This window comes from Candidatus Avoscillospira sp. LCP25S3_F1 (genome assembly GCF_052117125.1).
GTDB lineage: Bacteria > Bacillota > Clostridia > Oscillospirales > Oscillospiraceae > Avoscillospira_A.
The window spans coordinates 1-24,075 of the sequence record NZ_JBQKJT010000011.1; the positions used below are offsets into that span (position 1 = coordinate 1).

Annotated in this window: 21 protein-coding genes; 14 read left to right on the forward strand and 7 right to left on the reverse strand. The window is 57.5% G+C overall.

Going from position 1 to position 24,075, the window contains the following annotated elements:
- Positions 1-190: 190 nt before the first annotated feature.
- On the reverse strand, positions 191-1,078 hold the full coding sequence (locus tag ACTQ33_RS10915; protein ID WP_441464622.1) for a DMT family transporter: 888 nt from the start codon (positions 1,076-1,078) through the stop codon (positions 191-193).
- 138 nt (positions 1,079-1,216) lie between these two features.
- Here ACTQ33_RS10915 and pepF point away from each other — a divergent pair, with 138 nt between their 5' ends.
- The 5 genes from pepF to ACTQ33_RS10940 all read left to right on the forward strand — a co-directional run bounded on the left by pepF (position 1,217) and on the right by ACTQ33_RS10940 (position 7,478).
- Positions 1,217-3,016 (forward strand): oligoendopeptidase F, encoded by a 1,800-nt coding sequence (pepF, locus tag ACTQ33_RS10920; RefSeq protein WP_441464623.1) that lies wholly within the window; start codon positions 1,217-1,219, stop codon positions 3,014-3,016.
- Between the two features lie 9 nt (positions 3,017-3,025).
- Entirely contained in the window at positions 3,026-3,316 is a 291-nt protein-coding gene (locus ACTQ33_RS10925; protein ID WP_441464624.1) for a hypothetical protein, read from the forward strand.
- Between the two features lie 3 nt (positions 3,317-3,319).
- Complete coding sequence (locus ACTQ33_RS10930; protein ID WP_441464625.1) at positions 3,320-5,041, forward strand: ABC transporter ATP-binding protein; 1,722 nt, start codon at positions 3,320-3,322, stop codon at positions 5,039-5,041.
- A complete protein-coding gene (locus ACTQ33_RS10935) occupies positions 5,038-6,774 on the forward strand; it encodes an ABC transporter ATP-binding protein (RefSeq protein WP_441464626.1) in 1,737 nt (578 codons plus the stop codon). Before ACTQ33_RS10930 ends, ACTQ33_RS10935 begins: the two co-directional genes overlap by 4 nt.
- A 137-nt stretch (positions 6,775-6,911) precedes the next feature.
- Positions 6,912-7,478, forward strand: a complete 567-nt coding sequence (locus ACTQ33_RS10940; RefSeq protein WP_441464627.1) for a putative ABC transporter permease — start codon at positions 6,912-6,914, stop codon at positions 7,476-7,478.
- Positions 7,479-7,542: 64 nt separating this feature from the next.
- Here ACTQ33_RS10940 and ACTQ33_RS10945 read toward each other — a convergent pair whose 3' ends face one another.
- The gene (locus ACTQ33_RS10945; RefSeq protein ID WP_441464628.1) at positions 7,543-9,228 is read right to left on the reverse strand and encodes an FAD-dependent oxidoreductase; all 1,686 of its coding nucleotides are present in this window, start codon (positions 9,226-9,228) and stop codon (positions 7,543-7,545) included.
- A 154-nt stretch (positions 9,229-9,382) separates the two neighbouring features.
- Here ACTQ33_RS10945 and ACTQ33_RS10950 point away from each other — a divergent pair, with 154 nt between their 5' ends.
- From ACTQ33_RS10950 to ACTQ33_RS10965, 4 genes are all read left to right on the forward strand, one after another.
- Positions 9,383-10,246, forward strand: a complete 864-nt coding sequence (locus ACTQ33_RS10950) for a LysR family transcriptional regulator (RefSeq protein ID WP_441464629.1) — start codon at positions 9,383-9,385, stop codon at positions 10,244-10,246.
- A gap of 111 nt (positions 10,247-10,357) precedes the next feature.
- Complete coding sequence (locus ACTQ33_RS10955; RefSeq protein ID WP_441464630.1) at positions 10,358-11,710, forward strand: C-GCAxxG-C-C family (seleno)protein; 1,353 nt, start codon at positions 10,358-10,360, stop codon at positions 11,708-11,710.
- A 143-nt stretch (positions 11,711-11,853) separates the two neighbouring features.
- Complete coding sequence (locus ACTQ33_RS10960; protein WP_441464631.1) at positions 11,854-13,869, forward strand: LTA synthase family protein; 2,016 nt, start codon at positions 11,854-11,856, stop codon at positions 13,867-13,869.
- Positions 13,870-13,979: 110 nt separating this feature from the next.
- A complete protein-coding gene (locus ACTQ33_RS10965; protein ID WP_441464632.1) occupies positions 13,980-14,846 on the forward strand; it encodes a prephenate dehydrogenase in 867 nt (288 codons plus the stop codon).
- 44 nt (positions 14,847-14,890) lie between these two features.
- On the opposite strand, the gene ACTQ33_RS10970 is transcribed toward ACTQ33_RS10965, so the two are convergent.
- From ACTQ33_RS10970 to ACTQ33_RS10990, 5 genes are all read right to left on the reverse strand, one after another.
- A complete protein-coding gene (locus tag ACTQ33_RS10970) occupies positions 14,891-16,087 on the reverse strand; it encodes an ABC transporter substrate-binding protein (protein ID WP_441464633.1) in 1,197 nt (398 codons plus the stop codon).
- Entirely contained in the window at positions 16,084-16,911 is an 828-nt protein-coding gene (locus ACTQ33_RS10975) for an ABC transporter permease (protein WP_441464634.1), read from the reverse strand. The genes ACTQ33_RS10970 and ACTQ33_RS10975 overlap by 4 nt, the downstream gene beginning before the upstream one ends.
- Positions 16,908-17,723 carry an ABC transporter permease gene (locus tag ACTQ33_RS10980; RefSeq protein WP_441464635.1) on the reverse strand — a complete coding sequence of 272 codons (816 nt, stop codon included), beginning with the start codon at positions 17,721-17,723 and terminating at the stop codon, positions 16,908-16,910. The genes ACTQ33_RS10975 and ACTQ33_RS10980 overlap by 4 nt, the downstream gene beginning before the upstream one ends.
- Positions 17,713-18,834 carry a spermidine/putrescine ABC transporter ATP-binding protein gene (gene potA, locus ACTQ33_RS10985; RefSeq protein WP_441464636.1) on the reverse strand — a complete coding sequence of 374 codons (1,122 nt, stop codon included), beginning with the start codon at positions 18,832-18,834 and terminating at the stop codon, positions 17,713-17,715. The genes ACTQ33_RS10980 and potA overlap by 11 nt, the downstream gene beginning before the upstream one ends.
- Positions 18,835-18,952: 118 nt before the next feature.
- Positions 18,953-19,918: an RluA family pseudouridine synthase gene (locus ACTQ33_RS10990; protein WP_441464637.1), complete on the reverse strand. Its 966-nt coding sequence runs from the start codon at positions 19,916-19,918 to the stop codon at positions 18,953-18,955.
- A 166-nt stretch (positions 19,919-20,084) separates the two neighbouring features.
- Here ACTQ33_RS10990 and ACTQ33_RS10995 point away from each other — a divergent pair, with 166 nt between their 5' ends.
- From ACTQ33_RS10995 to ACTQ33_RS11015, 5 genes are all read left to right on the forward strand, one after another.
- Positions 20,085-20,582, forward strand: coding sequence for a YceD family protein (locus ACTQ33_RS10995; RefSeq protein WP_441464638.1), 498 nt, complete (start codon positions 20,085-20,087; stop codon positions 20,580-20,582).
- A gap of 47 nt (positions 20,583-20,629) precedes the next feature.
- On the forward strand, positions 20,630-20,815 hold the full coding sequence (gene rpmF, locus ACTQ33_RS11000; protein ID WP_441464639.1) for a 50S ribosomal protein L32: 186 nt from the start codon (positions 20,630-20,632) through the stop codon (positions 20,813-20,815).
- Between the two features lie 172 nt (positions 20,816-20,987).
- Positions 20,988-22,316, forward strand: a complete 1,329-nt coding sequence (gene der / locus ACTQ33_RS11005) for a ribosome biogenesis GTPase Der (protein WP_441464640.1) — start codon at positions 20,988-20,990, stop codon at positions 22,314-22,316.
- Entirely contained in the window at positions 22,313-22,945 is a 633-nt protein-coding gene (gene plsY / locus ACTQ33_RS11010) for a glycerol-3-phosphate 1-O-acyltransferase PlsY (RefSeq protein WP_441464641.1), read from the forward strand. Before der ends, plsY begins: the two co-directional genes overlap by 4 nt.
- A 30-nt stretch (positions 22,946-22,975) precedes the next feature.
- Positions 22,976-23,971, forward strand: a complete 996-nt coding sequence (locus ACTQ33_RS11015) for an NAD(P)H-dependent glycerol-3-phosphate dehydrogenase (RefSeq protein WP_441464642.1) — start codon at positions 22,976-22,978, stop codon at positions 23,969-23,971.
- The last annotated feature ends 104 nt before the right edge of the window (positions 23,972-24,075 follow it).

Consider the following 24,075-nt stretch of genomic DNA (forward strand, 5'->3'; position numbering starts at 1 on the left):
TGGTTGTGGAAGGAGAAGCTTGCTCCATTTACCCTTATCCTTCTTTGGCCTCTATACGCCAGAGACCCGGCTTATGCTTGACGCATATGCCGGGTTTCTCGACAGACTGAGAGACGCTGCTTCAGCAGCGTCTCTTGTGGCTTCATATTATAGATGTAATGAACCCGCCTCCGTGCTGGAGGCGGGTTTGTTATTGGGGCTGTCTGGTACGCGTAGGCAGTTGGGCCAGGACAATCGCGCCGAACATCAGGAGGCAACCCACATATTCTCGAAGGGACAGCCGTTCTTGCAGCAGCACCGCGCCGAAGAGAACGGCAAAAACAGACTCCAGACTCATAAGCAGGGAGGCGACTGTCGGTTTGGTGTATTTCTGAGCTACAATCTGCAAGGTGAAGGCCACGCCGCTGGATAAAATACCGGCATAACCAATGGGCAGCCAGCACCGAACGACGGCAGTCCAGGAGGGGGTTTCCCACAGGAAAGCGGCCACCCAGGCCAGCACCGCACAGACGGCAAACTGTATGCAGGACAGTTTCACGCCGTCAACGCGGCTGGAAAAGTGATCGATGACAAGAATGTGGATGGAAAAACACAGGGCGCAGCCCAATGTCAACAGTTCACCGAAACCCACCGAAAGGGATTCGTTCCAACAGAGCAGATACAGGGCAGCAGCTGCAATGACGGCACTGATCCAAAGGTTGACGCGAAACCGGCGGCCCAGGAGCACGCTGCATAGGGGAACCAGCACCACATAGAGGGCCGTGACAAAGGCAGATTTTCCAGCGGTGGTGTACAGAAGTCCCACCTGCTGCAAGGTGGCGGAGACGAACAGAATCACACCGCAGAGAGTGCCGCCCAGCCAGAGGTCCCGCCGGGAACCGGTGGGCGGCGCAGCCGGGGTCCGACGTGATAGCACGGCAATGACCGGCAGGAGCACGGCGCTGCCGAGGACGCTGCGGCAGGCCAGAAAGGTCAGTGGTCCCACATAGTCCATACCGGCGGACTGCGCAACAAAGGCCGCACCCCAGATCATGGCGGCCAGAATCAACAATCCGTTGGATATCCGTTGCAGTTTCATCAATGTTCCCCGTTTCCTCACAAAATCTCGATTTACCGTAGCACAGTTGTGGGACAATGTCAATGGTGTCCGTTGTAAAGCGGCGCAAAACATGGTACAATAGCGCTGAAAAATTTCATGACGCAGGAGGAACACAACATGGAAACAAAGGTGTTGGAGCGCGCACAGCGCAAGCCTGAGGAACTTTGGGCCATTGAGGATTTGTTTGCCAGCGACCAGCAGTGGGAGCAGGCGTTGGAAGAGCTGCGCAAAGAACTGGCAAAGGTACCGCAGTACGCCGGAAAACTGGGCGAGTCGGCCCGGACGCTCTGCGCCTATTTGCAGTTGCAGGACCGGGTGGAACGGATGATCAGCGATCTGGCGGAGTATGCCCAGCGCCGCAATGATGAGGATACCCGTGTGGCGACCTATCAGGCCATGTCGGACCGCATCATTTCCGTCTGGGTGGAGGCCTCCGCGGCTTCCAGCTTCGAGACGCCGGAGGTGCTGGCCATTGAAGACGCGGTGCTGGAACAGTTCTATCGTGACGAACCGGCTTTGGAGCTGTACCGCCGGTATCTTGAGAACCTCCGCAGCCGCCGGGCCCATATTCTCTCTGCGGCGGAAGAGAAATTGCTGGCCGGTACCGGTGAGATGGCCCAGACGCCCAACGCGGCGTTTTCCATGTTTTGTGACGCCGATTTGACCTTTAAAGATGCCGTGGACGGGGCAGGGAAGTCCTATCCTTTGACCCAGGGCACCTACGGCCAGTATATGGAGAGCAGCGACCGGGCGCTGCGGAAGTCTGCCTTCCAGAATCTGTACGCCCCTTTCCGCCAGTTCCGCAACACCGTGGCGACCATGCTGTCGGGCCAGGTAAAGCAGCTGCAATTCTATGCAAACGCCCGCAACTATGGTTCTTCCCTGGAAGCCTCTCTCGATGGGACCCGGGTACCGGTGCCCGTATACCATAACCTTATTGATGCCGTCAACCGCAATATGGACAAGATGCACCGCTACGTCCGCCTGCGCAAGAAGCTGCTGGGTGTGGACGAGCTGCACATGTATGATGTCTATGCGCCGCTGGTGGAGGGCGTCAGCCGGAAGATCCCCTATGAAGAGGCCCGGGAGACGGTCTATGAAGCACTGGCGCCCATGGGCGAGGAATACCGCAAGATCCTGCGGGAGGGCTTTGACAACCGGTGGATCGACGTCTATGAAAACCCCGGTAAGCGGTCCGGCGCGTACTCTGCCGGCGCCCATGTCCATCCCTATGTGCTGCTCAATTACAACGGCACCCTGGACAGCCAGTTCACCCTGGCCCATGAGATGGGCCACGCCATCCATTCCTACCTGTCCAATAAGACCCAGCCCCAGCGCTACTGTGAGTATGTGATTTTTGTGGCCGAAGTGGCCTCCACCTGCAATGAAGCGCTGCTGATGGAGCATCTTCTGGCCAAAACCACCGACCGCAAGGAACGCGCCTACCTCATCAACCATTTCCTGGAGCAGTTCAAGAGCACCCTGTACCGGCAGACCATGTTTGCCGAGTTCGAGCTGCGTATGGGAGAGCTCAACGCCGGTGGTACCCCGCTGACGGCGGAGACACTGTGCAAGGAGTACCGGGCCCTCAATGAGCGGTATTTCGGTCCTGATATGGTGCTGGATGAGCAGATTGAGCTGGAGTGGGCCCGGATTCCCCACTTCTACTATAATTATTATGTGTTCCAGTACGCCACCGGTTACGCCGCAGCCATTGCACTGTCCCGGCGCATCCTGCGGGAAGGGGAGCCGGCGGTCAAAGATTACCTGAAGTTCCTGTCCGGCGGATGCAGCCAGGACCCCATCGACCTGCTCAAGGGCGCCGGTGTGGACATGACTACCGCCGCGCCGGTGGAGGAGGCGCTGGCCCTCTTTGATGAGCTGCTGGACGAGATGGAAGAACTGCTGGAGGCGTAAAGAGAGCGTATGGAGGAGTACGAACAAATCTTTCTGCCCACGCTGCACTACTTTGAAAACAACAACCGGTTTTCCGGCAGCTTTGGCCTGCTGCGGTTTATGCTGACGCCGCAGGTGTCCATGAAGTCACCCAAAGAGGTGGATTTGGAAGCCAGCACCATTTTGGGTCAGCTGTGGCACGGGCTGTATTGTATGGAAAAGAGCGAGATTGAGGCGGAGCAGACTTTCCCCATGAGCGCTCAGGGACTGGTGGACATCCGCGCCTGGCTGGAAGCCCATCAGAAGGATACGGAGCGGTAACCTATGAGAAGTCTGATTAAGTATCTGAAACGCTATACAAAAGAATGCATTTTGGGGCCGCTGTTCAAGCTGCTGGAAGCCACCTTTGAATTGTTTGTGCCCCTGGTGGTGGCGGCCATGATCGATACAGGCATCGCCAGCGGCGACAAAGGCTTTCTGCTGCGCCAGGGGGTGCTGCTGGTGGTCCTGGCCCTGATCGGTCTGACCTGCGCCATTACTGCCCAGTATTTTGCTGCCAAGGCGGCGGTGCATTTTGCCGGCGATCTGCGCCAACGGCTTTTTGCGCATATCCAGCGATTGCCCCATAGCCAGCAGGACCGGCTGGGCAGTGATACGCTGATTACCCGCATGACCAGCGATATCAACCAGGTCCAGACCGGTGTCAATCTGACGCTGCGGCTGCTGCTGCGGTCACCGTTTATCGTCTTCGGCGCTATGGTTATGGCCTGTACCATTGACCTGCGGGCCGCCGGGATTTTTTTGGGTGTCATCGCCGCTCTGTCGCTGGTGGTTTTCGGTATTATGCTGTGGAGCATCCCCCGTTATAAGGCGGTGCAGCAGCGTTTGGACAAGGTCCTGGGCGCTACGCGGGAAAACCTGTCCGGCGTCCGGGTCCTGCGGGCCTTTGGACGCCAGCGGCAGGAGACGGAGCGTTTTGACCAGCGGAATGAATCCCTGACCTCCTTTGGACTGTTTGTGGGCCGGATTACAGCCCTTATGAATCCCTTGACCTATGTGCTGGTGAATCTGGGCCTGGTGGTACTGCTGAAAACCGGCGCGTTGGAGGTGGACGGCGGCGTGCTGACGCAGGGCCAGGTGGTGGCCCTGGTCAACTACCTGTCGCAGATTCTGGTGGAGCTGGTGAAAATGGCCAATTTGATTATCAATATCACCAGGTCCTGGGCCTGCGGCAACCGTATTGCACAGCTCCTTTCCACACCGGAGGAGCCTTTGGGCACAGAACGGCAAACTGGTGAAAAAAGTTCGGATTCCGTCGTTTTTGATCATGTGTCCCTGACCTATGCAGACGGCGGTGCACCGGCGTTGAAAGACATTTCCTTTCGCGTAGGAAAGAACAGCGTTTTCGGAATTATTGGCGGTACTGGTTCCGGTAAAACATCAGTAATCAACCTGATTCCGGGATTTTATCAACCAACAAATGGCTCGGTGCTTGTCGATGGGTTATCCACAAAACTGTGGATAAATGACAGTCTCCGACAGCGCATCGGACTGGTTCCACAAAAGGCCAATTTGTTCCGGGGAACCATAGCGGAGAATCTGCGCTGGGGCGATCCAAATGCAACGGAAGCCCAGCTTTGGGAGGCGTTGGAGCGGGCCCAGGCGGCGGACTTTGTCCGGCAGAAGGAGTTGGGCCTGGAAACGGTGGTGGAGCAGGGAGGACGGAACTTTTCCGGCGGCCAGCGTCAACGACTGACTATTGCAAGAGCCCTGGTCCGGCGGCCGGAGATTCTGATTTTGGATGACAGCGCCTCGGCCCTGGACTACGCCACCGACGCCAAACTCCGCAAGGCATTGCGGGAACTGGAGAACACCACAGTGTTCATCGTTTCCCAGCGGACTTCGTCCATCCGGTTTGCCGATCAGATTCTGGTGCTGGAGGATGGACAAGCCGTAGGTCTGGGTACTCATGAGACCTTGCTGAAGACGTGCCCCGTCTACCGGGAAATCCACGCCACCCAGCAGGAACAGGAGGTGGGGGCATGAAGCAGAAAGAAACGCTGCGCCGCGTGCTGTCGTATCTGCGGCCCTACGGCGCGCTGCTGGTCCTGTCGCTGATTCTGGCCGTGGTGACTGTGGCTCTGACATTGTACATCCCGATTCTTACCGGTGACGCTGTGGACTGCCTGGTGGACCGGGGGGCCGTGGACTTTGCGGCCCTGGCTCCCATTTTAATGCAGATTGCTGTAGTGGCGGTGCTGACGGCTCTGAGCCAGTGGATTATGGGCCTGTGCAACAACCGGCTGACGCTGTGTACCGTCCGGGATATCCGGGCGGCGGCGTTCCGAAAGTTACAGAACCTGCCCACCCGGTATTTTGACGGCCATTCCAACGGCGACACCGTCAGCCGTATCATTGCCGATGCCGACCAGCTTTCCGATGGCCTGCTGCTGGGCTTTACCCAGCTGTTCACCGGCGTCATCACCATACTGGGCACCATTTTGTTTATGCTTTCAGTCAATGTGGTCATTACGTTGGTGGTGGTGCTGGTTACACCACTGTCCCTGCTGGTGGCGTCCTTCATCGCTAAACGGACCTATGCCATGTTTACCAAGCAGTCCGTGACCCGGGGCGAGCAGACAGCGCTGATTGAGGAGATGGTGGGCGGCGTCAAGCTGGTGCAGGCTTTTGGACAGCAGGAGCAGGTAATGGAACGGTTTGATGAAGTCAACGAGCGGTTGAAGAAATACTCCCTGCGGGCCATTTTCTTCTCCTCCATTACCAATCCGGCCACCCGGTTCATCAACAGTCTGGTCTATGCCGGTGTCGGTGTCACCGGTGCGTTCAGCGCACTGACAGGCGCCATCACCGTGGGTCAGCTGACCGTGTTCCTCAGTTATGCCAATCAGTATACGAAGCCGTTCAATGAAATTTCCGGCGTGGTAACGGAGCTCCAGAATGCCCTGGCCTGTGCCGGACGCATCTTCGCCCTGTTGGATGAGGAGGAGGAGACGCCGGACAGTCCGGACGCTGTGACGCCGGACCATTACGATGGCGCGGTAGAGCTGCGGGACGTGGCCTTTTCCTATACGCCGGAGCAATCGCTCATTACCGGGCTGAATCTCCAGGTGCATCCGGGCCAGCGCATTGCCATTGTCGGTCCCACAGGCTGCGGCAAGACAACGCTGATCAACCTGCTTATGCGGTTTTACGACGTCTGCGGCGGTTCCATTGCCGTGGATGGTACCGATATCCGGGAATTGACCCGGTCGGGCCTGCGCCGGGGCTTCGGTATGGTGCTCCAGGATACCTGGCTGGAGACGGCTACTATTGCTGAGAATATCGCTATGGGACGGCCTGACGCCACGCGGGAGGAGATTGAAGCGGCGGCCAAACAGGCCCACGCCCACAGCTTTATCTGCCGGCTGCCCCAGGGCTACGACACCATGGTGGAAAACGGCGGCGAGAGTTTGTCTCAGGGCCAGCGGCAGCTGCTGTGCATTGCGCGAGTCATGCTGTGCCGTCCGCCCATGCTGATTCTTGACGAGGCCACATCGTCCATCGATACTCGGACGGAACAAAAGATTCAGTCTGCCTTTTTGAAGCTCATGGAGGGCCGGACGGCCTTTATCGTGGCCCACCGTCTGTCCACCATCCGGGAGGCCGATGTGATTCTGGTCATGCGGGACGGTCATATTATCGAACAGGGCAGCCATGCGGAGTTGCTGGCCCGAAAGGGCTTCTATGCCCAGCTGTATGAGAGCCAGTTTGCTGTCTGATACCATGCTCTCATAAAATTTTAAAGGTTTATGAGCATAGACACCGCCAAGTGATGCTGCCTTTTTTGCAGTAAAATCCGTGAAAGCGTTTTATCAAGAACGATTAGGAATCCCCATTTTGAGAGAGGAAACATACTATGACAACGGTTCATTCAAAATCCGACAAGTTCCAGCGTTATTTCCTGTATTTTATGATGTATTGCGTCATCGGCTGGTGCTATGAGGTATTTCTGGAGGTGGTGGTTTACCGCTGGGGCTTCTCAAACCGGGGCGTCCTGTTCGGGCCCTATCTGCCGGTGTACGGTGTGGGAGCGCTGACCTTTTTGGCTACCCTGTATCCGCTGCTGCGGGGAAAGACCAAAAAGCAGAAACTGCTGCTGGTGCCGGTAATTTTCCTGGGCTGCGCTCTGGTGGCCACGGCCATTGAACTGGCGGCCTCTTACCTGTGCGAGCTGCTCCTGGGGGAATGGCCCTGGCAGACGTATGCCAGAGATTACAAAATTCAGTTCCAGGGCCGGATTGCGCTGTCGCCGTCGATCCGTTTCGGTCTGGGTGGGCTGCTGTTTCTGTATGGCTTGCAGCCTCTGTTTGAAAAGCTGATAGGACGGATGAAGCCCCGGACCCGTACCACTGTTTTTTGGATCGTACTGGCCATTGTTCTCTGTGATACGGTTGCCTTTGTGCTCCGGCAGGTCCTGGCATAAAAAGCAGAAAACCCGATGCGGAACATGTACCGCATCGGGTTTTTTGAATCGGAAATGCGTGGAATTACTTTTTACAGGGCATGGCGCTGACAGGGGGCTTGCCCTCGCCGGTCACCGACTGATACAGACGGTAACCGCCAGCCAGATTGTAGCAGTGGAAGCCCTCGCCGGTGAGAATGCGGCAGGCAATGTAGCTGCGCAGGCCGCTGTGGCAGTGAACGTAAATGGGCTTGGTGTTGTCCAATTCCTTCAAGTGCTGACGCAGCTCGTCCAGAGGAATGTTGGTGAAGCCGTCGATCATGCCGCGCGCGGCTTCCGCCGGGGTACGGACATCCAGCAGCTGCACACTGCCGTCTCTGGGCAGAGCGGCCACGTCGTGCCAGTGGAACTGGTGGACCAGACCCTTTTCAATGTTCTCAATGACGAAGCCCGCCATATTGACCGGGTCCTTGGCGGAGCCGAAGGGAGGTGCATAGCACAGTTCCAGCTGGGTCAGATCACGACCGGTAGCGTTGAAGCGGATGGCCGTGGCCAGCACGTCGCAGCGCTTGTCTACGCCGTCAAAGCCCACAATCTGTGCGCCGAGAATGCGGCCGGACAGGGTTTCAAAGAGCACCTTCATAGACATCATGGTGCTGCCGGGGTAGTAGCCGGCGTGGTTGGCCGAATACAGGAACACCTTGTCATAGTCGATGCCCTTGGCCTTGGCGGTGCGCTCATTGAGGCCCGTGGTGGCAATGGTCATGTCGAACAGCTTCAGTACGGCGCTGCCCTGGGTGCCGGTGTAGCGGGAGTGGAGTCCACAGATGTTGTCGGCAGCAATGCGGCCCTGCTTGTTGGCCGGACCGGCCAGCGGCACCATGGCCTTGTCGCCGGTGACGAACTCGTTGATTTCCACGGCGTCGCCCACGGCGTAGATGTTATCATCTTCCGTGCGCATGTGATCGTCCACCAGAATACCACCCTTGGCATTGCAGGGCAGTCCTGCCTCCTTGGCCAGACGGCTCTCAGGCCGGACACCAACAGACAGGATGACCACGTCGGCGGCCACGTCGCCGGTGGAAGTAGTGACGGTCATGGCGCCATCCCGCTCCACAATGCCGGTGACGGCGCTGCCGAGCATCAGCTTCAGACCCTTTTCTTTGGCGTAGTGGTGGACGTCGGCGGCCATGTCCGCATCCAGAGGGGCAATCAGATGATCGGCCATCTCCACGACGGTCACATCCAAACCGGCGTTGAGGAGATTTTCGGCCATTTCCACACCGATGTAACCGCCGCCGACGATGACGGCTTTCTTACCCTGACCCAGGGCCACCACCTTGTCACGGATGGCATAGGCGTCGGGAATATTGCGCAGGGTAAAGACATTGGCGGACTTGGCGCCCTCGATAGGCGGCACCAGGGGCTCGGCGCCGGTGGAGAGAATCAGCTTGTCATAGGTCTCCGTGTACTGCCGGTCCTCCTTGAGATCATGGATGGTGACCGTCTTCCCGGCACGGTCGATGGACACCACCTCCGAGAGCACACGGACGTCAATGTGGAACCGGTTATAGAAACTCTCAGGCGTTTGCAGCGTCAGGGCACTCTTCTCGGTGATTTCACCGCCGACATAGTAGGGCAGACCGCAGTTGGCAAAGGAGATATACTCGCCGCGCTCCAGCAGTACAATGTCGCTGCGCTCATCCAAACGACGCAGGCGGGCCGCAGCGCTGGCGCCGCCGGCCACACCGCCGACAATCACAGTTTTCATGAGAAATCCCTCCAGTTGATGTGACGCTCCCAGGGAAGCGTCAAAGAATCATGAAATGGTAATAAAAGTATTATAACTGTTTTTTTAAGCGTTGCAAAGTATGAAAGAAGCATTTATAATCATAGGTAATGAATTATCGATGGGGGGATGTCCGATGACGCTGCGCAGCCTGGAGGTTTTTCTGGCCGTCGTGGATGGCGGCAGTATGCGGGCGGCTGCCGAACGGCTGTACATCAGTCAACCGTCGGTCAGTGGTGTGGTGGCCGACCTGGAGGATGAATATGGCGTGCGGCTCTTTGAACGATTGGGCAAGAAACTGTGCATTACGCAGGAGGGCGAACAGTTGGCGGGCTATGCTCGGCGAATGCTGAGTCTCAATGAGGAAATCGGCCGCCAGATGCTCTGTGCCGGCAGCCGGACGCCACTGCGCATTGGCGCATCGGTCACTGTGGGCAGCAGTATTATGGCGGAGATCGTGGGCCGGGTCCAGGGACCGCAGCCCTATGTCTATGTGGCAAATACGGGGATTATTGAACAAAAAATCCTCCGCAATGAACTGGACGTGGGCATTGTGGAAGGTCATATTAAAAGCGACGATCTGGTGGTATCGCCTATGATGCCGGACCGTCTGGTGCTTGTATGCCGTCCGGACCATCGGTTCGGAGCACGCGACAGCGTCCGCGTGGAGGAGCTGGGCTCGGAACGGCTGATTTTGCGAGAACCGGAAAGCGGCACCCGGCAGGTGCTGGACCTGGAGTTTCAGCGGGCCGGTGTGAATATGCAGGTGGGATGGGAGTGTACCAACTCCCAGGCGATCCTCGACGCGGTAGGGGCGGGACTGGGCGTGGCGCTTATGTCGCCCCGGCTGCTGCGTAAGGGGACGGGACTGGTTACAGTTCCCATTTCCGACGGCCCGGTGGAGCGCTGGTTCTCCCTGGTGATTCATAAGGACAAGTATATCCGGCCGCCACTTCGGGCGTTTCTGGAACTTTGTAAGGAATATAAGGAATGTAAATAGGGAAAATCTTATGATTTTCATCGTGGGATTGGTAGTTTACTTTTCGGCTGGTATCCGCTATGCTGAAGTCAGAAAACAACAGACGCCAACAGACAGAAGGAGTGTCCAACGATGATCAAAGATTACGTCCGCAAGTATTATCTGGAGCAGGACCGCAACTGCGCCGAGACCGTGTTCCTGGCAGCCAATGAGGCATTGGGCCTGGGCCTGTCGGAGGAGAGCGCCAAACTGGTCAGCGCCTTTGGCGGCGGTATGGGCTGCGGCAGCACCTGCGGCGCGCTGGCCGGTTCCATGGCGATTCTGGGCCAGTGCAGAGTGCAGGGCAAAGCCCATACCACTGAGGGATTCAAGGAACAGTGCGCTGCTTTGAAGGAAGCCTTTGAGAAGCGTCTGGGCAGTACCTTCTGTAAAGAGTTGAAGGACAAGTATACAACGGAGCAGGAGCGCTGTCTGGCTGCGGTTACAGCCGCTGCCGAGGTACTGGAATCCTTCCTCAAGGGCAGCGAGGAGACGGAACTGCCTCCGCTGACCGCCGCCGATATCAAGCGGGTCAAGGCGCTGGGCTTCCTGCACCAGAAGGGAACCCGCTGCTTCAACGGTCGTATCCTGACCCGCAACGGCAAGATCACCGCTGCCGAGAGCCAATGTCTGACGGAGGCCGCCGAAAAGTTCGGTTCCGGTGAAATTGCCATGACCACCCGTTTGACCCTGGAGGTCCAGGGCATTCCCTATGAGAACATCGAGCCGTTCCGCCAGTATGTGGCCAAGGTGGGCCTGGAGACCGGCGGCACCGGCAGTAAGGTGCGCCCGGTAGTCAGCTGCAAAGGCACCACCTGTCAGTATGGCAACTGCGATACCTTTGCGTTGTCCAACCGCGTCCATGACCTATTCTATAAGGGCTACCACGATGTACTGCTGCCCCATAAGTTTAAGATTGCCGTGGGCGGATGCCCCAACAACTGCGTCAAGCCCGATCTCAACGACATCGGTATTGTGGGCCAGCGCGTTCCCGTGATTGACAACGACAAGTGCCGCGGCTGTAAGAAGTGCGCTGTGGAGGAGAACTGCCCCATCCATGTGGCCCATGTGGAAAACGGCAAACTGGACATCCCGGCAGACAGCTGCAACCACTGCGGCCGCTGTGTGGGCAAATGTCCGTTCCATGCTGTGGACGAGAGCCGTTACGGATACAAAATATATCTGGGCGGCCGCTGGGGCAAGAAAGTGGCACAGGGTCAGGCTATGACCAAGGTCTTCCACAGTGAGGAGGAGGTTATTGCCGTGCTGGAAAAGGCCATTCTCCTGTTCCGCGATCAGGGCATCACCGGCGAGCGCTTTGCCGACACCGTGGCCCGTCTCGGCTTTGAGAATGTGGAGGCCCAGTTGCTGGACAACGCATTGCTGGAGCACAAGGCGGAAATCCTGGGCGCTGAAAAGCATCTGGTGGGCGGCGCCACCTGCTGAAACCAAAACTCCATATCGTTCAAGGAGCAGACCGGAATTGCCCGGTCTGCTCTTTTTCATTTTCTGCTTGCATTCTGGCCCAAGGGAGGCTATACTGTGTCTGCTCCTGTTAAATTCACGTTAATTCTATGGAGGAACTTCCTTTGCAGACATCACTCAAGAATTTAAAACAGCGGGCCGGCTCCGCTGTCCAAAAACTGATACAGCACAAGGTGCTGTTTGCCATTCTGATCTCCTTTGTCCTGAATCTGACGCTGGAGAGTTTGTGCCGCCGCTCCCTGCTCAAGGGACTGCAATTTCTGGTGGACGCCCCCATGCCGTTTATCTACGGTATGGGTATCATTCTGCTGACTGTCAGTTTGGTGGGCCTAGTGCGCCGCCGCCGCTTTGCCTTACTGCTGATCTCCATCTTCTGGATCGCTCTGGGTGTGGTGGAATGCGTGCTGATGTCCTTTCGGATTACGCCGCTGACCGCCGTGGATTTCCGGCTGATTTTCTCTGTGTTCAGCATTCTGGATGTCTATTTGAATCCTTTCCAGGTGGTTTTGATTGTACTGGTCACCCTGGCCGTTCTGGCGGCGCTGGTGGTGGCGTTTTTGAAGCTGCCCCTCAGTGAGCCCGTGGACTATCTGCGTTCCGGGTTTGGCTGTGTGGCGGCGGGATTATACGTCTGGGGCACCACGGTACTCTTCACCAGCACCGGCATTCTGGCTACCCAGTTTGATAACCTGGGCAACGCCTATAACGCCTATGGCTTTACATACTGTTTCAGTACCAGTCTGTTCGACCGGGGCATCACCCAGCCGGAGGACTATTCGCCCGAGGAAGTGGGTACGGTGGTGGAGGAGTTGGATCAGGAGGAGCCGGATTCCACGGCCTCGGGCACCGAAACAAAAGTCATGCCCAATATTGTGGCTGTGCAGCTGGAGTCCTTTATGGATGTGAAATACCTCAAGGGCCTGACCTATTCGCAGGACCCGGTGCCCAATTTTACGGCGCTGAAAGAATTCTGCTCCACGGGTCTGCTGTCGGTGCCGTCCATCGGCGCCGGTACGGCCAACACGGAGTTTGAAATCCTGTCGGGTATGAGCCTGGACTATTTCGGTACCGGCGAATACCCCTATGAGACGATTCTGCAATCCAACGTCTGTGAATCGGTCAACTATGCTCTCAAGGAGGAGGGCTACGCCTGCCACGCCATCCACAACCACACGGGCACTTTCTACGATCGCAACAAAGTCTATGCCAATCTGGGGTTCGACACCTTCACATCGGTGGAGTATATGCTGCGGGTGGAGCGGAATCCCCTGGGATGGGCCAAGGACGCATTATTGACGGAGGAAATTCTCAAGGCGCTGGACTCCACGCCGGGACAGGATATGGTGTACACCGTGTCGGTGCAGCCCCACGGGAAATACCCCACGGAGGTACTGGACCCGAACCAGCCCATATCCGTGGCGGGCGAGTTGGAGGGCATCAACCCCATCAGCTTTGAATACTATGTCAATCAGATTTATGAGACCGACGCCTTTGTGGGCCAACTGGTCCAGGCACTGGCGGAGCGGGACGAACCCACAGTGCTGATACTTTTCGGTGACCATCTGCCCAACTTTGCCATTCAGCCGGAGTATCTGAGCAAGGGTGATCTGCTGCAAACGGAATATGTGATTTGGAACAACCTGGGTCTGCCCAAGGAGGACGAGGACCTGGAAGCCTACCAACTGATGGCCACAGTGCTGGGACAGCTGGGCTATCACGACGGTATGTTGACCAAACTCCACCAGGATCGGGACACCAATCCCGACTACCAGGAGGACTTGCAGATGCTGGGCTACGACCTGCTGTACGGCGACTATTACGCCTACGACGGACGGCTGCCCTATGAGCCGACGGATTTGCAGATGGGTGTTCTTCCCATTACTGTCAAACGGGCCGACAACCTCCATGATGAACTGTATGTGACCGGTCAGAACTTTACCGAATGCAGCCAAATTTCCATCAACGGCAAGCTACGGTCCGATACTATTTTCATCAACAGCAGTACTCTGATGTTGCCGGCCACGACGCTGGAACCCCTGGACGTGGTGGCAGTCTCCCAGGTGACAGCCCAGGGGGAAGCCTTATCCCAGTCCAACCAGTTTACCTATGTGGGTAGCTGACCCAAAAAACAACAACCAGCGGACGGCAGTCTCTTGACGGACGGCCGTCCGTTGTGTATAATGAGAAAAATTTAGCCATTTAAAACGTGATAACAAAGGAAGCGGTAACAATGAAACAATTGGTAGTGGTAGCGGGGCTGGGCCTCATCGGCGGCTCCATGGCCAAAGCGTTTAAAAAGCATACGGACTGCCTGGTGTACGGCTGGAACCGGACCCGGTCCGTGGCGGAGCGGGCTCTGGCCGACGGGGCCATCGACGGCATTGCCGACGAGGAGGTGCTGGCCCGGTGTGATCTGTTGATTCCGGTGCTGTATCCACGGGCCACAGTCGCTTTTCTGGAACGGGTCATTCCCACCATGAAGCCGGGGGCGGCCATAGTGGATTTGGTGGGTGTCAAGGAGGCGGTGGAGGAGGCGGTGACGCCCCTGGCTGCTGCCTATGGCATCCGATATACCGGCGGCCACCCCATGGCCGGTCTGGCCCGGGCGGGTTATGAGCGGTCCTTTGCGGAGCTGTTCGACGGCGCCAGTATGATTCTGGTGCCGACGGAAACCACGGGGGCTGGGGATTTGGACCGGTTCAGCGATTTGTTCCGGCAGGTGGGCTTCGGTACCATTCGCATCTGCGACGCCAAAACCCATGACCGGATGATTGCCCATACATCCCAGCTGGCCCATGTGGTGTCCAACTGCTATGTGAAAAGTCCCGTGTCGGCCAATTATGACGGCTTTGCCGGCGGCAGCTACCGGGATATGACCCGGGTGGCCCCGCTGAATGAAAAGGTCTGGACGGAGCTGTTCGCCATGAACCGTGCGGCGCTGGTGGAGGAGATCGACCTGCTGATAGCCCGGATGAACGAGGTGCGTCAGGCCATTGTGGACGGTGACGAAGCGACGTTGGAACGGCTTCTGCGGGAGGGCAGAGAGGCTCGGGAACGCATTGAGCTGCTGCATCCCAACGAACCGAAATTTGAATAATTTCATAAAAAACCCGCTTCTGTTTCGGCAGAAGCGGGTTTTTGTCAGGGGTTGTTTGGGCGACGGCTGCATCCGCGGCGGGCAATGCGGCGCTTTTTGCGGATTTTGGCAATGGTCAGCAGACCGACCACCAGAATCAGCACGGCGGCACTGGACCAGAGATAGAAGTCCGTATCGCCGCCGGCGGTTTTCACCGTCAGCCACAGGGAATCCATCAGCTGAGTGGATTCCGTGGGCAGAGCTAGGAAGCTGGAGCCTCTGGAAAGGGTTTCGGCGTCGGGATAGGCCACGGGATCATTGGCCACCGCAGGGTCCATGTATGCCTTGGCGGCGGAAATGGGGGTGGAATAGCCCAGGTAGTCCATGTTGCGGCCGGAGATTTCCGGATCGCAGAGGAAGTTGATAAAGGCTTCGGCGCCCTCTTTGTTGGTGCAGCCTTTGGGAATGCACATGGCGTCGATGAACATATTAAATCCCTCTTCAGGCAGGCAGAAGGAGAGGTCCGGGTTTTCCTCCACCATGGTCAAATAGTCGCCGGCATAGTAGGGGGCCAGCCAGGCTTCCTCCCGCTCCATTTTGGAGAAAATCTGGTCCATGACATATTGCTGGACATAGGGCTTCTGCTGCTGGAGCAGATTGGCGGCCTCCTGATATTCCGCCGGGTCGCTGCTGTTGATGCTGTAGCCCAGCCGCAGCTCCGCAATGGCGAAGGCGTCCCGGCAGTTGTCGAACATCAGAATTTTTCCCGCGTACTGGGGGTCCCACAGGGCGGACCAGCCGGTGACGTTGTCCACATACTTGCTGTTGTAGATCAGGCCCACGGTGCCCCAGGTGTAGGGTACGGAGTAGCGGTTCGCCGGGTCATAGGCCGTATTGCGGAAGGAGTCATCCACATACTGATAGTTGGGGATGTTGTCGAAGTTCAGGGGCTCCAGCATATCCTCGGCAATGAGCCGTCCCACCATGTAGTCCGACGGAATGATAACATCGTAGGAGGAGCCGCCGGTTTTCAGCTTGGTGTACATGGTCTCGTTGCTGTCGAAGGTCACATAGTTGACCTTGATGCCGGTTTCCTCTTCAAAGGCGGCAATCACATCGAGGGAACCGTCGGTGCCGTCGGAGATATACTGGCCCCAGTTGTAAACGTTAATGGTGCCGCCGGGGGCGGCGGCGGCCGTAATGGGCCAGGCTGCCAGCACCAACAGAGCGGTGAGCAGCAGAGTAACAAGGCGTTTCCTCAACGGGAAGGCTCCCTCCTTTGGGTCAGCTTGGTGCGGCGGCGCTTCAGGTCCCGCAGCTGCAACAGGTTCATGGCTACCATCAGCAGAAGAATCACGCCGAACATCAATGCGAACAGGGCGTAGATTTTTGGCTGAATGGGCTTTTTGGTGTAGTTGTAAATTTCCACCGGCAGGGTGACGAAGTCGGAGCCGGTGACAAAATAGCTGATGACGAAGTCGTCCAGACTCATGGTGAACGCCATCAGCGCACCGGAGACAATGCCCGGCAGAATCTCGTGGATGACCACTTTGGTAAAGGCCTGGAAGGGGGTACAGCCCAGGTCCTGGGCCGCCTCGGCCAAATCCGGGTCCATCTGTACCAGCTTGGGCATCACCGACAGAATGACATAGGGCAGATTGAACGTCACATGGGCAATCAGCAGCGTCCAGAACCCCAGGATGGAGTTGATTTTCAGCATGGTACCGGCAAAGGCAAAGAGCAGGGCCAGGGCCACGCCGGTGACGATCTCCGGGTTGGTCAGGGGAATGTTGGTGACGCCCAGAACGATGCGGCGCATGCGGCCCCGCATGGCGTGGATGCCCAGAGCGGCCATGGTGCCCAGAATGGTGGCGATGAGGCTGGACAGGACTGCCACCAGCACCGAATTGCCCAAAAGCCGCAGCAGGGACCCATCCCGGAACAGTTCGCCGTACTGGGAGAAGGTGAAGCCCTTCCAAACGGCCATATCGGTGCCCTGGTTGAAGGAGGACACCACCAGCAGAATCATGGGGATATAGAGGAAGAGGAACACCAGAAAGGTAAAAATTTTATTAAAGCGTCTCACAGGGTAGCCACTCCTTCCTCGTCATCGGTGCCAGAGAAGTGGTTCATCAGGCCCACGCACAGGAAGATCAACGCCATGAGAATTAACGACATGGCGGCGCCCAGGTTGGGGTTGTAAGCGCCCTTGAACTGGGACTCGATGACATCGCCAATGAGGACCGCGCCGGGGCTACCCAGCTTCTGGGAGATATAGAAGGTGGACACGGCAGGGACGAAGACCATGGTGATGCCGGAGACAATGCCGGGCACCGACAGGGGCAGAATAACCTTGGTGAACACCTGTACCTGATTGCAGCCCAGGTCCTGGGCGGCCTCAATGAGCCGCCGGTCGATTTTGATGAGGACCGTGTAGAGGGGCATAATCATAAAGGGCAGATAGTTGTAAACCATGCCCAGGATGACGGCGCCTGTGTTGCGGATCAGGGGCAGGGGGGCGAGACCCAGGGAGCGGAGAAAGTTGTTGATGATACCGGTGTCCTCCAGCAGGGAGACCCAGGCCATGGTTCGCAGCAGGAAGCTCAGGCACATGGGCAGCATAATGAGCATATAGTAGATTTTTTGCCGGGTGGGACTGGCCAGGGACATGCAGTAGGCCACGGGATAGCCGATCAGCAGACACAGGATACTGGAAAAAATGGACATCCAGGCCGACCGCAGCAAAATGGGTAGATATGCCCCCAGCCGCTGGATATTGGACAGAGTGAATTGACCGGTTCCATCGGTAAACGCGAAATAAAAGACGATGCCCAGGGGAATCAGGGTGAACAAAATCATCCAAATCACATAGGGGCCGGACAGCCAGCTACGCTTCATCTTCGCCGCCCTCCGCAATCTCGTCGTATTCCGCCGAATAGGAGCTGTAATCACCGAACATGCCGGAGTATTCGCTCTTCTTCATGACGTGGATATCCTCGGGATTCAGCCGGATGCCGATGTAGGAGCCGACCTCCTGGTAGTCGGTGGACTGAATCAGCCACTTGAAGCCCTTGAAATCCACGATGATATCGTAGTGGACGCCCTTAAAGGTGATGGCCGTGACGGTGCCGCACAGGTGGCCGTCGTCGGCGGGGACAATGTCGATATCTTCCGGGCGGATGACCACGTCCACCGGCTCATCCTTGGCAAAGCCTTTGTCGAGACAGGGGAACTGACGGCCGAAGAACTCCACCAGCAGGTCCTGCCGCATGATGCCGTCAAGGATATTGGACTCGCCGATGAAATCGGCTACAAAGGCGTTTTTCGGCTCGTTGTAAATATCCTCCGGGCGGCCAATCTGCTGAATGTGGCCCTTGTCCATGACCACAATGGTGTCGGACATGGTCAGCGCTTCTTCCTGGTCGTGGGTGACATAGATAAAGGTGATGCCCATGGCCTGCTGAATGCGCTTCAATTCGTTCTGCATATCCTTGCGGAGACGCAGGTCCAGGGCGCCCAGGGGCTCATCCAGCAGCAGAACCTTGGGCCGGTTGACCAGGGCGCGGGCGATGGCCACCCGCTGCTGCTGTCCGCCGGACAGAGACGTGACCTTGCGGTTCTCAAAGCCCCTGAGACTGACAATATCCAGCATCTCCATGACCCGCTCGTCGATTTCCCGTTCGCTGAGTTTGGCCAGCCGAAGGCCAAAGGCAATGTTGTCGTAGACGTCCAGGTGAGGGAACAGGGCGTAACGCTGGAACACCGTGTTGATCTTGCGCTTGTGGGGCGGCAGCTCGTTGATGCGCTGGCCGTCAAAGAGAATTTCACCGGAGGTGGGTGTCAAAAAACCGCCGATCATCCGCAGCGTTGTCGTCTTGCCGCAGCCGCTGGGACCCAGCAGCGTGAGAAATTCGTGGTCATTGATATATAGGTTGATCCCTTTGAGGATGGTTTCGCCATCTTCAAAGGTCATGGTCAGGTCCGTCAAGCGGATGAGTTCCTTTGCCATGCTCCGCCCTCTCTTTCTTCGGAATGGTGGCCCACGGAAGCGGCGCTCCGCAGGCCATAGAATGACTATATAAAATAAAGGAGTCGATGTCAACGAAAATCGACGGATTTCGCCGCGTTTACCATGTATAACCCGGGAAATACTGCTCCACGAAGTCCACATCTTCCACCTGGAACGTCTTTCCGTCCAGGTGGGAGAGACATCCGGCGTCGGTGGTGAAGGTGAACGTCAGCTTGTAGGAGTAGAGGGCCTGGAATTTTCGGTCATAGCGCTTGTCCAGCTTTCCATACTTGCCGTCGCCCAGGAGCGGGTGTCCGGCGGCAGCCATCTGGGCGCGAATCTGATGAGTTCGACCGGTGATCAACTCACACTCCACCAGGGACAGGCCGTTGCGGGTACACAGGGTTTTGTAACGGGTCACCGACGTTTTAGCGCCGGGCTGGGACGTCTTCGTCACATAGACACGGTTTTTGGCGGCGTCCTTGAAAATATAGCCCTCCAGCTTGCCCTCCGGCGGCTTGGGGGTACCGTAGACGATGCAGAGATACCGCTTGTCCAATTCCCGGTCCCGGATTTTCTGGTTGAGAATGCGCAGGGCCTCGGCGGTCTTGGCGGCGATGACAATGCCGCCGGTGTTCCGATCGATGCGGTTGCACAGTGCGGGCGTAAAACTGTTTTCCTCCCGGGGACGCCACTCCCGCTTGGCGTAGAGATACGCCTGGATGTGGTCAATCAAGGTTTTGCCGTATTCCGCACCGTCGTGGGGGTGGACCGCCTGGCCGGGTTTTTTGTCCACCAGCAGAATGTGCTCATCCTCGTAGACAATGTGCAGCTTGGGAGTGGAAACAGTCAGATAGGCATTTTCCGCTTTGGGGGTTTCAAAAAACTCGTCGTTGATATATAATTGCAGTACGTTGCCCTCCACCAATCGGGTGTCGCGGCTGGCGCCTTTGCCGTTGACCTTGATCCGCTTGAGACGGATGTATTTCTGTAACAGGCTGGCCGGCAGCAGGGGAACGGATTTGGCCACGAAGCGGTCCAGCCGCTGGCCGGCGTCGTTGCGTCCGATGTGCAGTTCTTTCATAGTGTGCCTCCGTTGTGTGGTTCGTACTCCCATCATGTACGGTGGAACGGGGAATGTCAAGGGCCTGGAATCACATTTTTTAAATTTTTTGTAAAAAAGGGTTTGACAATTCCGGAAACATACTATACAATATACCCTGCACGACTAATGGAGTGGGTGAACGCATATGCTGCTAGGATTGTCCAAGATCATCGACTGCCCCGGTGGCATCGTTCCGTTTGAAATGACACTGGATTTGCGCGAAGAAACCTTCGGCGGCGGACGGCCGGTTACGGAACCGGTACGCTGTACCGGACAGGTTCGCAACACAGCCGGTGTCCTGGTTCTCACCGGCACCCTGGAAACGCGGCTCCACGGCACTTGCGACCGTTGCGCCACGGAATTTTCCCGGGACGTACGGTTCCCTGTGGAGGCTATTTTGGTCCGGGAACTGGCCGACGAGGACAACGCCGACGAGTGGACGTTCCTGCTGGACGGCGATAACGCCGATCTGGACGACATTATGACTACGGCCTTTGTGTTGTCCATGGATTCCAAGCTCCTGTGCAGCGAGGACTGTAAAGGACTTTGCGCCAAATGCGGCAAGAACCTCAACGAGGGACCCTGCCAGTGCAAACCCGATGTGGATCCACGCTTTGCTGCGTTGCAGCAGCTGCTACAATAATTTACAAGCCCATGCCGAAAGGCATTTAGACCAAGGAGGTGTCACAAATGGCTGTACCCAAGTGTAAAGTTTCCAAGGCAAGACGCGACAAGAGACGCAACTCTCACTGGAAGATTTCCATCCCCGGCGTAGTCGCTTGCCCCAAGTGCGGCGCTCCCCGTCTGCCCCACAGAGCATGCAAGGCTTGCGGAACATACAACGGACGTGAAGTCGTTGCTGTCGAGGCGAAGTAAGTCCCAATGCAAAGAAACTAAGAGGCCGGTCCTTGGATCTGCCTCTTTTTCTTTTGCCTTCGACAGGAACCGAGGGCTTTCCGGTTGACCGGACCGGCGGCCCATGTCATAATAGAATTGGCGTAGTTCCAAAGGGGCTGCGCCTCGGACAAACCATATAGGAGGTGTCTGCATGGCAAAGCCCATTGTAGCCATTGTGGGCCGGCCCAACGTGGGCAAGTCCCTGTTATTCAATAAACTGACCGGCCGCCGGACAGCCATCGTGGAGGACACACCCGGCGTCACCCGGGACCGCCTTTACGGCGACTGCGAATGGAACGGCCGGACCTTTTCCCTGGTGGATACCGGCGGTATCGAGCCGGGTACCGACAGCGAGATGCTGCAATTCATGCGCCGTCAGGCGGAAATCGCCATTGAGACAGCGGATGTCATCATCATGGTCACCGATGTGACCGTGGGCCTCACTGCTGCCGACAGCGCCGTGGGCTCCATGCTCCAGCGGTCCAAAAAGCCGGTGGTCCTGGCTGTCAACAAGTGCGACAGCGTTGGCCAGGTCAATGCCGACGTCTACGAATTCTACGCTCTGGGTCTGGGCGATCCCATTGAGGTCTCCGCCGTCCACGGCCACGGCACCGGCGATCTGCTGGACGCCTGTGTGGCTGCTTTCCCGGAGGAAGTGGAGGAGGAAGAGGACGAGGATGTCATCAAGGTGGCCATCATCGGCAAGCCCAACGTGGGCAAGTCCAGTCTGCTCAACCGCATTCTGGGCGAAGAACGCGTGATTGTGTCCAATGTGGCCGGCACCACCCGGGATGCCATCGACAGTTATTTTGAAAACGAACACGGCAAGTATCTGTTTATCGATACCGCCGGTATGCGCCGGAAATCCAAGGTGGACGACGCCATTGAGCGCTACAGCAACCTGCGGACCATCAGCGCCATTGAGCGGGCCGACGTTTGTTTGATTCTGGTGGATGCTCAGGAGGGCGTTACCGACCAGGATACCAAGATTGCCGGTCTGGCCCACGAGGCTGGAAAAGCCAGCATCATCGTTGTCAACAAGTGGGACGCCGTGGAAAAGGACACCAACACCATGGCCAAGATGACGGAAGAGGTCCGCCGGGATTTGGCCTATATGACCTATGCGCCGGTGGTGTACCTGTCGGCGCTGACGGGCCAGCGGGTAGATCGGATTTTTGAAGAGATTAACGCCGTGTCCAACGCCGCTGCCATGCGCATCACCACCGGTATGCTCAACAACATTCTGGAGGACGCCATGGCCCGGGTGCAGCCGCCGTCGGACAAGGGCCGCCGCCTGAAGATCTACTATATGACCCAGGCCGGCGTCAAGCCGCCCCACTTTGTCATCTTCTGCAACGATGCCCGGTTGTTCCACTTCTCCTATCAGCGGTATCTGGAAAATCAGATTCGCTCGGTGTTTGGTCTGGTGGGTACGCCGGTGCGCATCACCATCCGGCAGAAAGGGGATAAGGAGGGATGAGCGCGTTCTGGCTGTTCTTTGCAATCACAGCGGTTGCGGGATATCTGCTGGGCAATCTCAACGGCGCCATCCTGATTTCCCGCCTGGTCATGAAGGAGGACGTCCGCACCAAGGGCAGCGGCAACGCGGGCCTGACCAACTTTCACCGCACCTACGGCGGTCTGTCCACGTTTCTGGTGCTGGGCATCGATGTGGTTAAGACCGTGGTGGCGGCGCTCCTGGGTACCTGGCTCCTGGGGCGCTTCGGCTATGGGGACCTGGGTCGTATGCTGGGCGGATTCTGTGCGGTTCTGGGTCATATGTTTCCCATTGCTTTTCAGTTCCGCGGCGGCAAGGGCATTCTCAGCGCCGCCACCCTGGCGGCCATGATGGACTGGCGGCTCTTCCTGGCCCTGCTGGTGATGTTTGTCATCGTGGTCTATTTTACCAAATATGTTTCTTTGGGCTCCTGCCTGGGGGCGGTCCTGTTTGTCCCGGCCTTTTTCATCCTCTATCCGGGCCGGTGGGCGATCATCGCCCAGGCGGTGATTCTGGCGGCTCTGGTTCTCTATAAGCACCGGAGCAACATCCGCAGACTGATCAAAGGGGAGGAGAACAAGCTTTCCTTCCACAAAAAACAAAAAAGCTGATAAACGCATAGAATTGAGGAGGCGACGGATATGGAAATCGCAGTGGTAGGCAGCGGCGGTTGGGGTACGGCTCTGGCGCGGCTGCTGGTAAAAAACGGCCATGAGGTCACCTTGTGGTCTTTCCATGAGCAGGAGGCCCGGTCTCTGTCTGAAACCCGGGAGAATCGGCTGCTCAAGGGTGTGATGCTGCCGGACATGCACTTCACCAGCGACCCGGCCTGCGTGGCGGGCAAACGTCTGGTGGTCATGGCGTCGCCGTCCTTTGCTGTGCGCGCTACGGCGGAGCAGGTGGCGCCTCATCTGCGGGAGGATGCGGTGCTGGTCTCTGTGTCCAAGGGCATTGAGGCGGGGACGTCCAAGCGGCTCAGCGAGATCCTCCGGGAGGTCACGGGCCGGACGGTGGCGGTGCTCTGCGGTCCGTCTCACGCTGAGGAGGTGGCCAGGGACATCCCCACGGGCTGCGTGGCGGCCTGTGAAGACATCGCCGTGGCGGAGATGGTGCAGGACGTCTTTATGAACGAGCGGTTCCGGGTGTATGCCAGTACCGATGTGGTGGGCGTAGAACTGGGCGCTGCCCTGAAGAACGTCATTGCCCTCTGCGCCGGTATTTCCGACGGTATGGGCTTTGGCGATAACACCAAGGCCTTGCTGATGACCCGCGGTTTGACGGAAGTGGCCCGCCTGGGCGTGGCCATGGGGGGCCAAAAAGAGACCTTCGCCGGATTGGCCGGCGTGGGTGATTTGATTGTCACCTGCACGTCCATGCACTCCCGCAACCGCCGGGCCGGCATTCTCATCGGCCAGGGCAAGAATGTCCAGGAGGCCATGGAAGAGGTGGGCGCCGTGGTGGAGGGTTACTACGCCGCCAAATCCGCCTATGAACTGGCGGAAAAGGCCCATGTGGAGATGCCCATTGTCCGGCAGGCCTATGCCACCCTCTATGAAGGCTGCGACCCCGGCGCGGCGCTGCATGCGCTCATGGGACGCGAAAAACGTCATGAATTTGAAGATGTTGGCTGGAATTGACAAATTATTGTGTTTTTTGTACGATTGAAAGATTAAATTTTGTTTAAGATTCTGATTTTTATTGTAAATCGTACAAAGATGCGCTATACTAATGACACAAAATC

Excerpts from the sequence above, each read along its gene's own strand:
- ACTQ33_RS10915 (WP_441464622.1), bottom strand. The coding sequence starts at position 1,078 with ATGAAACTGCAACGGATATCCAACGGATTGTTGATTCTGGCCGCCATG.
- pepF (WP_441464623.1), top strand. The coding sequence starts at position 1,217 with ATGGAAACAAAGGTGTTGGAGCGCGCACAGCGCAAGCCTGAGGAACTT.
- ACTQ33_RS10925 (WP_441464624.1), top strand. The coding sequence starts at position 3,026 with ATGGAGGAGTACGAACAAATCTTTCTGCCCACGCTGCACTACTTTGAA.
- ACTQ33_RS10930 (WP_441464625.1), top strand. The coding sequence starts at position 3,320 with ATGAGAAGTCTGATTAAGTATCTGAAACGCTATACAAAAGAATGCATT.
- ACTQ33_RS10935 (WP_441464626.1), top strand. The coding sequence starts at position 5,038 with ATGAAGCAGAAAGAAACGCTGCGCCGCGTGCTGTCGTATCTGCGGCCC.
- ACTQ33_RS10940 (WP_441464627.1), top strand. The coding sequence starts at position 6,912 with ATGACAACGGTTCATTCAAAATCCGACAAGTTCCAGCGTTATTTCCTG.
- ACTQ33_RS10945 (WP_441464628.1), bottom strand. The coding sequence starts at position 9,228 with ATGAAAACTGTGATTGTCGGCGGTGTGGCCGGCGGCGCCAGCGCTGCG.
- ACTQ33_RS10950 (WP_441464629.1), top strand. The coding sequence starts at position 9,383 with ATGACGCTGCGCAGCCTGGAGGTTTTTCTGGCCGTCGTGGATGGCGGC.
- ACTQ33_RS10955 (WP_441464630.1), top strand. The coding sequence starts at position 10,358 with ATGATCAAAGATTACGTCCGCAAGTATTATCTGGAGCAGGACCGCAAC.
- ACTQ33_RS10965 (WP_441464632.1), top strand. The coding sequence starts at position 13,980 with ATGAAACAATTGGTAGTGGTAGCGGGGCTGGGCCTCATCGGCGGCTCC.
- ACTQ33_RS10980 (WP_441464635.1), bottom strand. The coding sequence starts at position 17,723 with ATGAAGCGTAGCTGGCTGTCCGGCCCCTATGTGATTTGGATGATTTTG.
- potA (WP_441464636.1), bottom strand. The coding sequence starts at position 18,834 with ATGGCAAAGGAACTCATCCGCTTGACGGACCTGACCATGACCTTTGAA.
- ACTQ33_RS10990 (WP_441464637.1), bottom strand. The coding sequence starts at position 19,918 with ATGAAAGAACTGCACATCGGACGCAACGACGCCGGCCAGCGGCTGGAC.
- ACTQ33_RS10995 (WP_441464638.1), top strand. The coding sequence starts at position 20,085 with ATGCTGCTAGGATTGTCCAAGATCATCGACTGCCCCGGTGGCATCGTT.
- rpmF (WP_441464639.1), top strand. The coding sequence starts at position 20,630 with ATGGCTGTACCCAAGTGTAAAGTTTCCAAGGCAAGACGCGACAAGAGA.
- der (WP_441464640.1), top strand. The coding sequence starts at position 20,988 with ATGGCAAAGCCCATTGTAGCCATTGTGGGCCGGCCCAACGTGGGCAAG.
- plsY (WP_441464641.1), top strand. The coding sequence starts at position 22,313 with ATGAGCGCGTTCTGGCTGTTCTTTGCAATCACAGCGGTTGCGGGATAT.
- ACTQ33_RS11015 (WP_441464642.1), top strand. The coding sequence starts at position 22,976 with ATGGAAATCGCAGTGGTAGGCAGCGGCGGTTGGGGTACGGCTCTGGCG.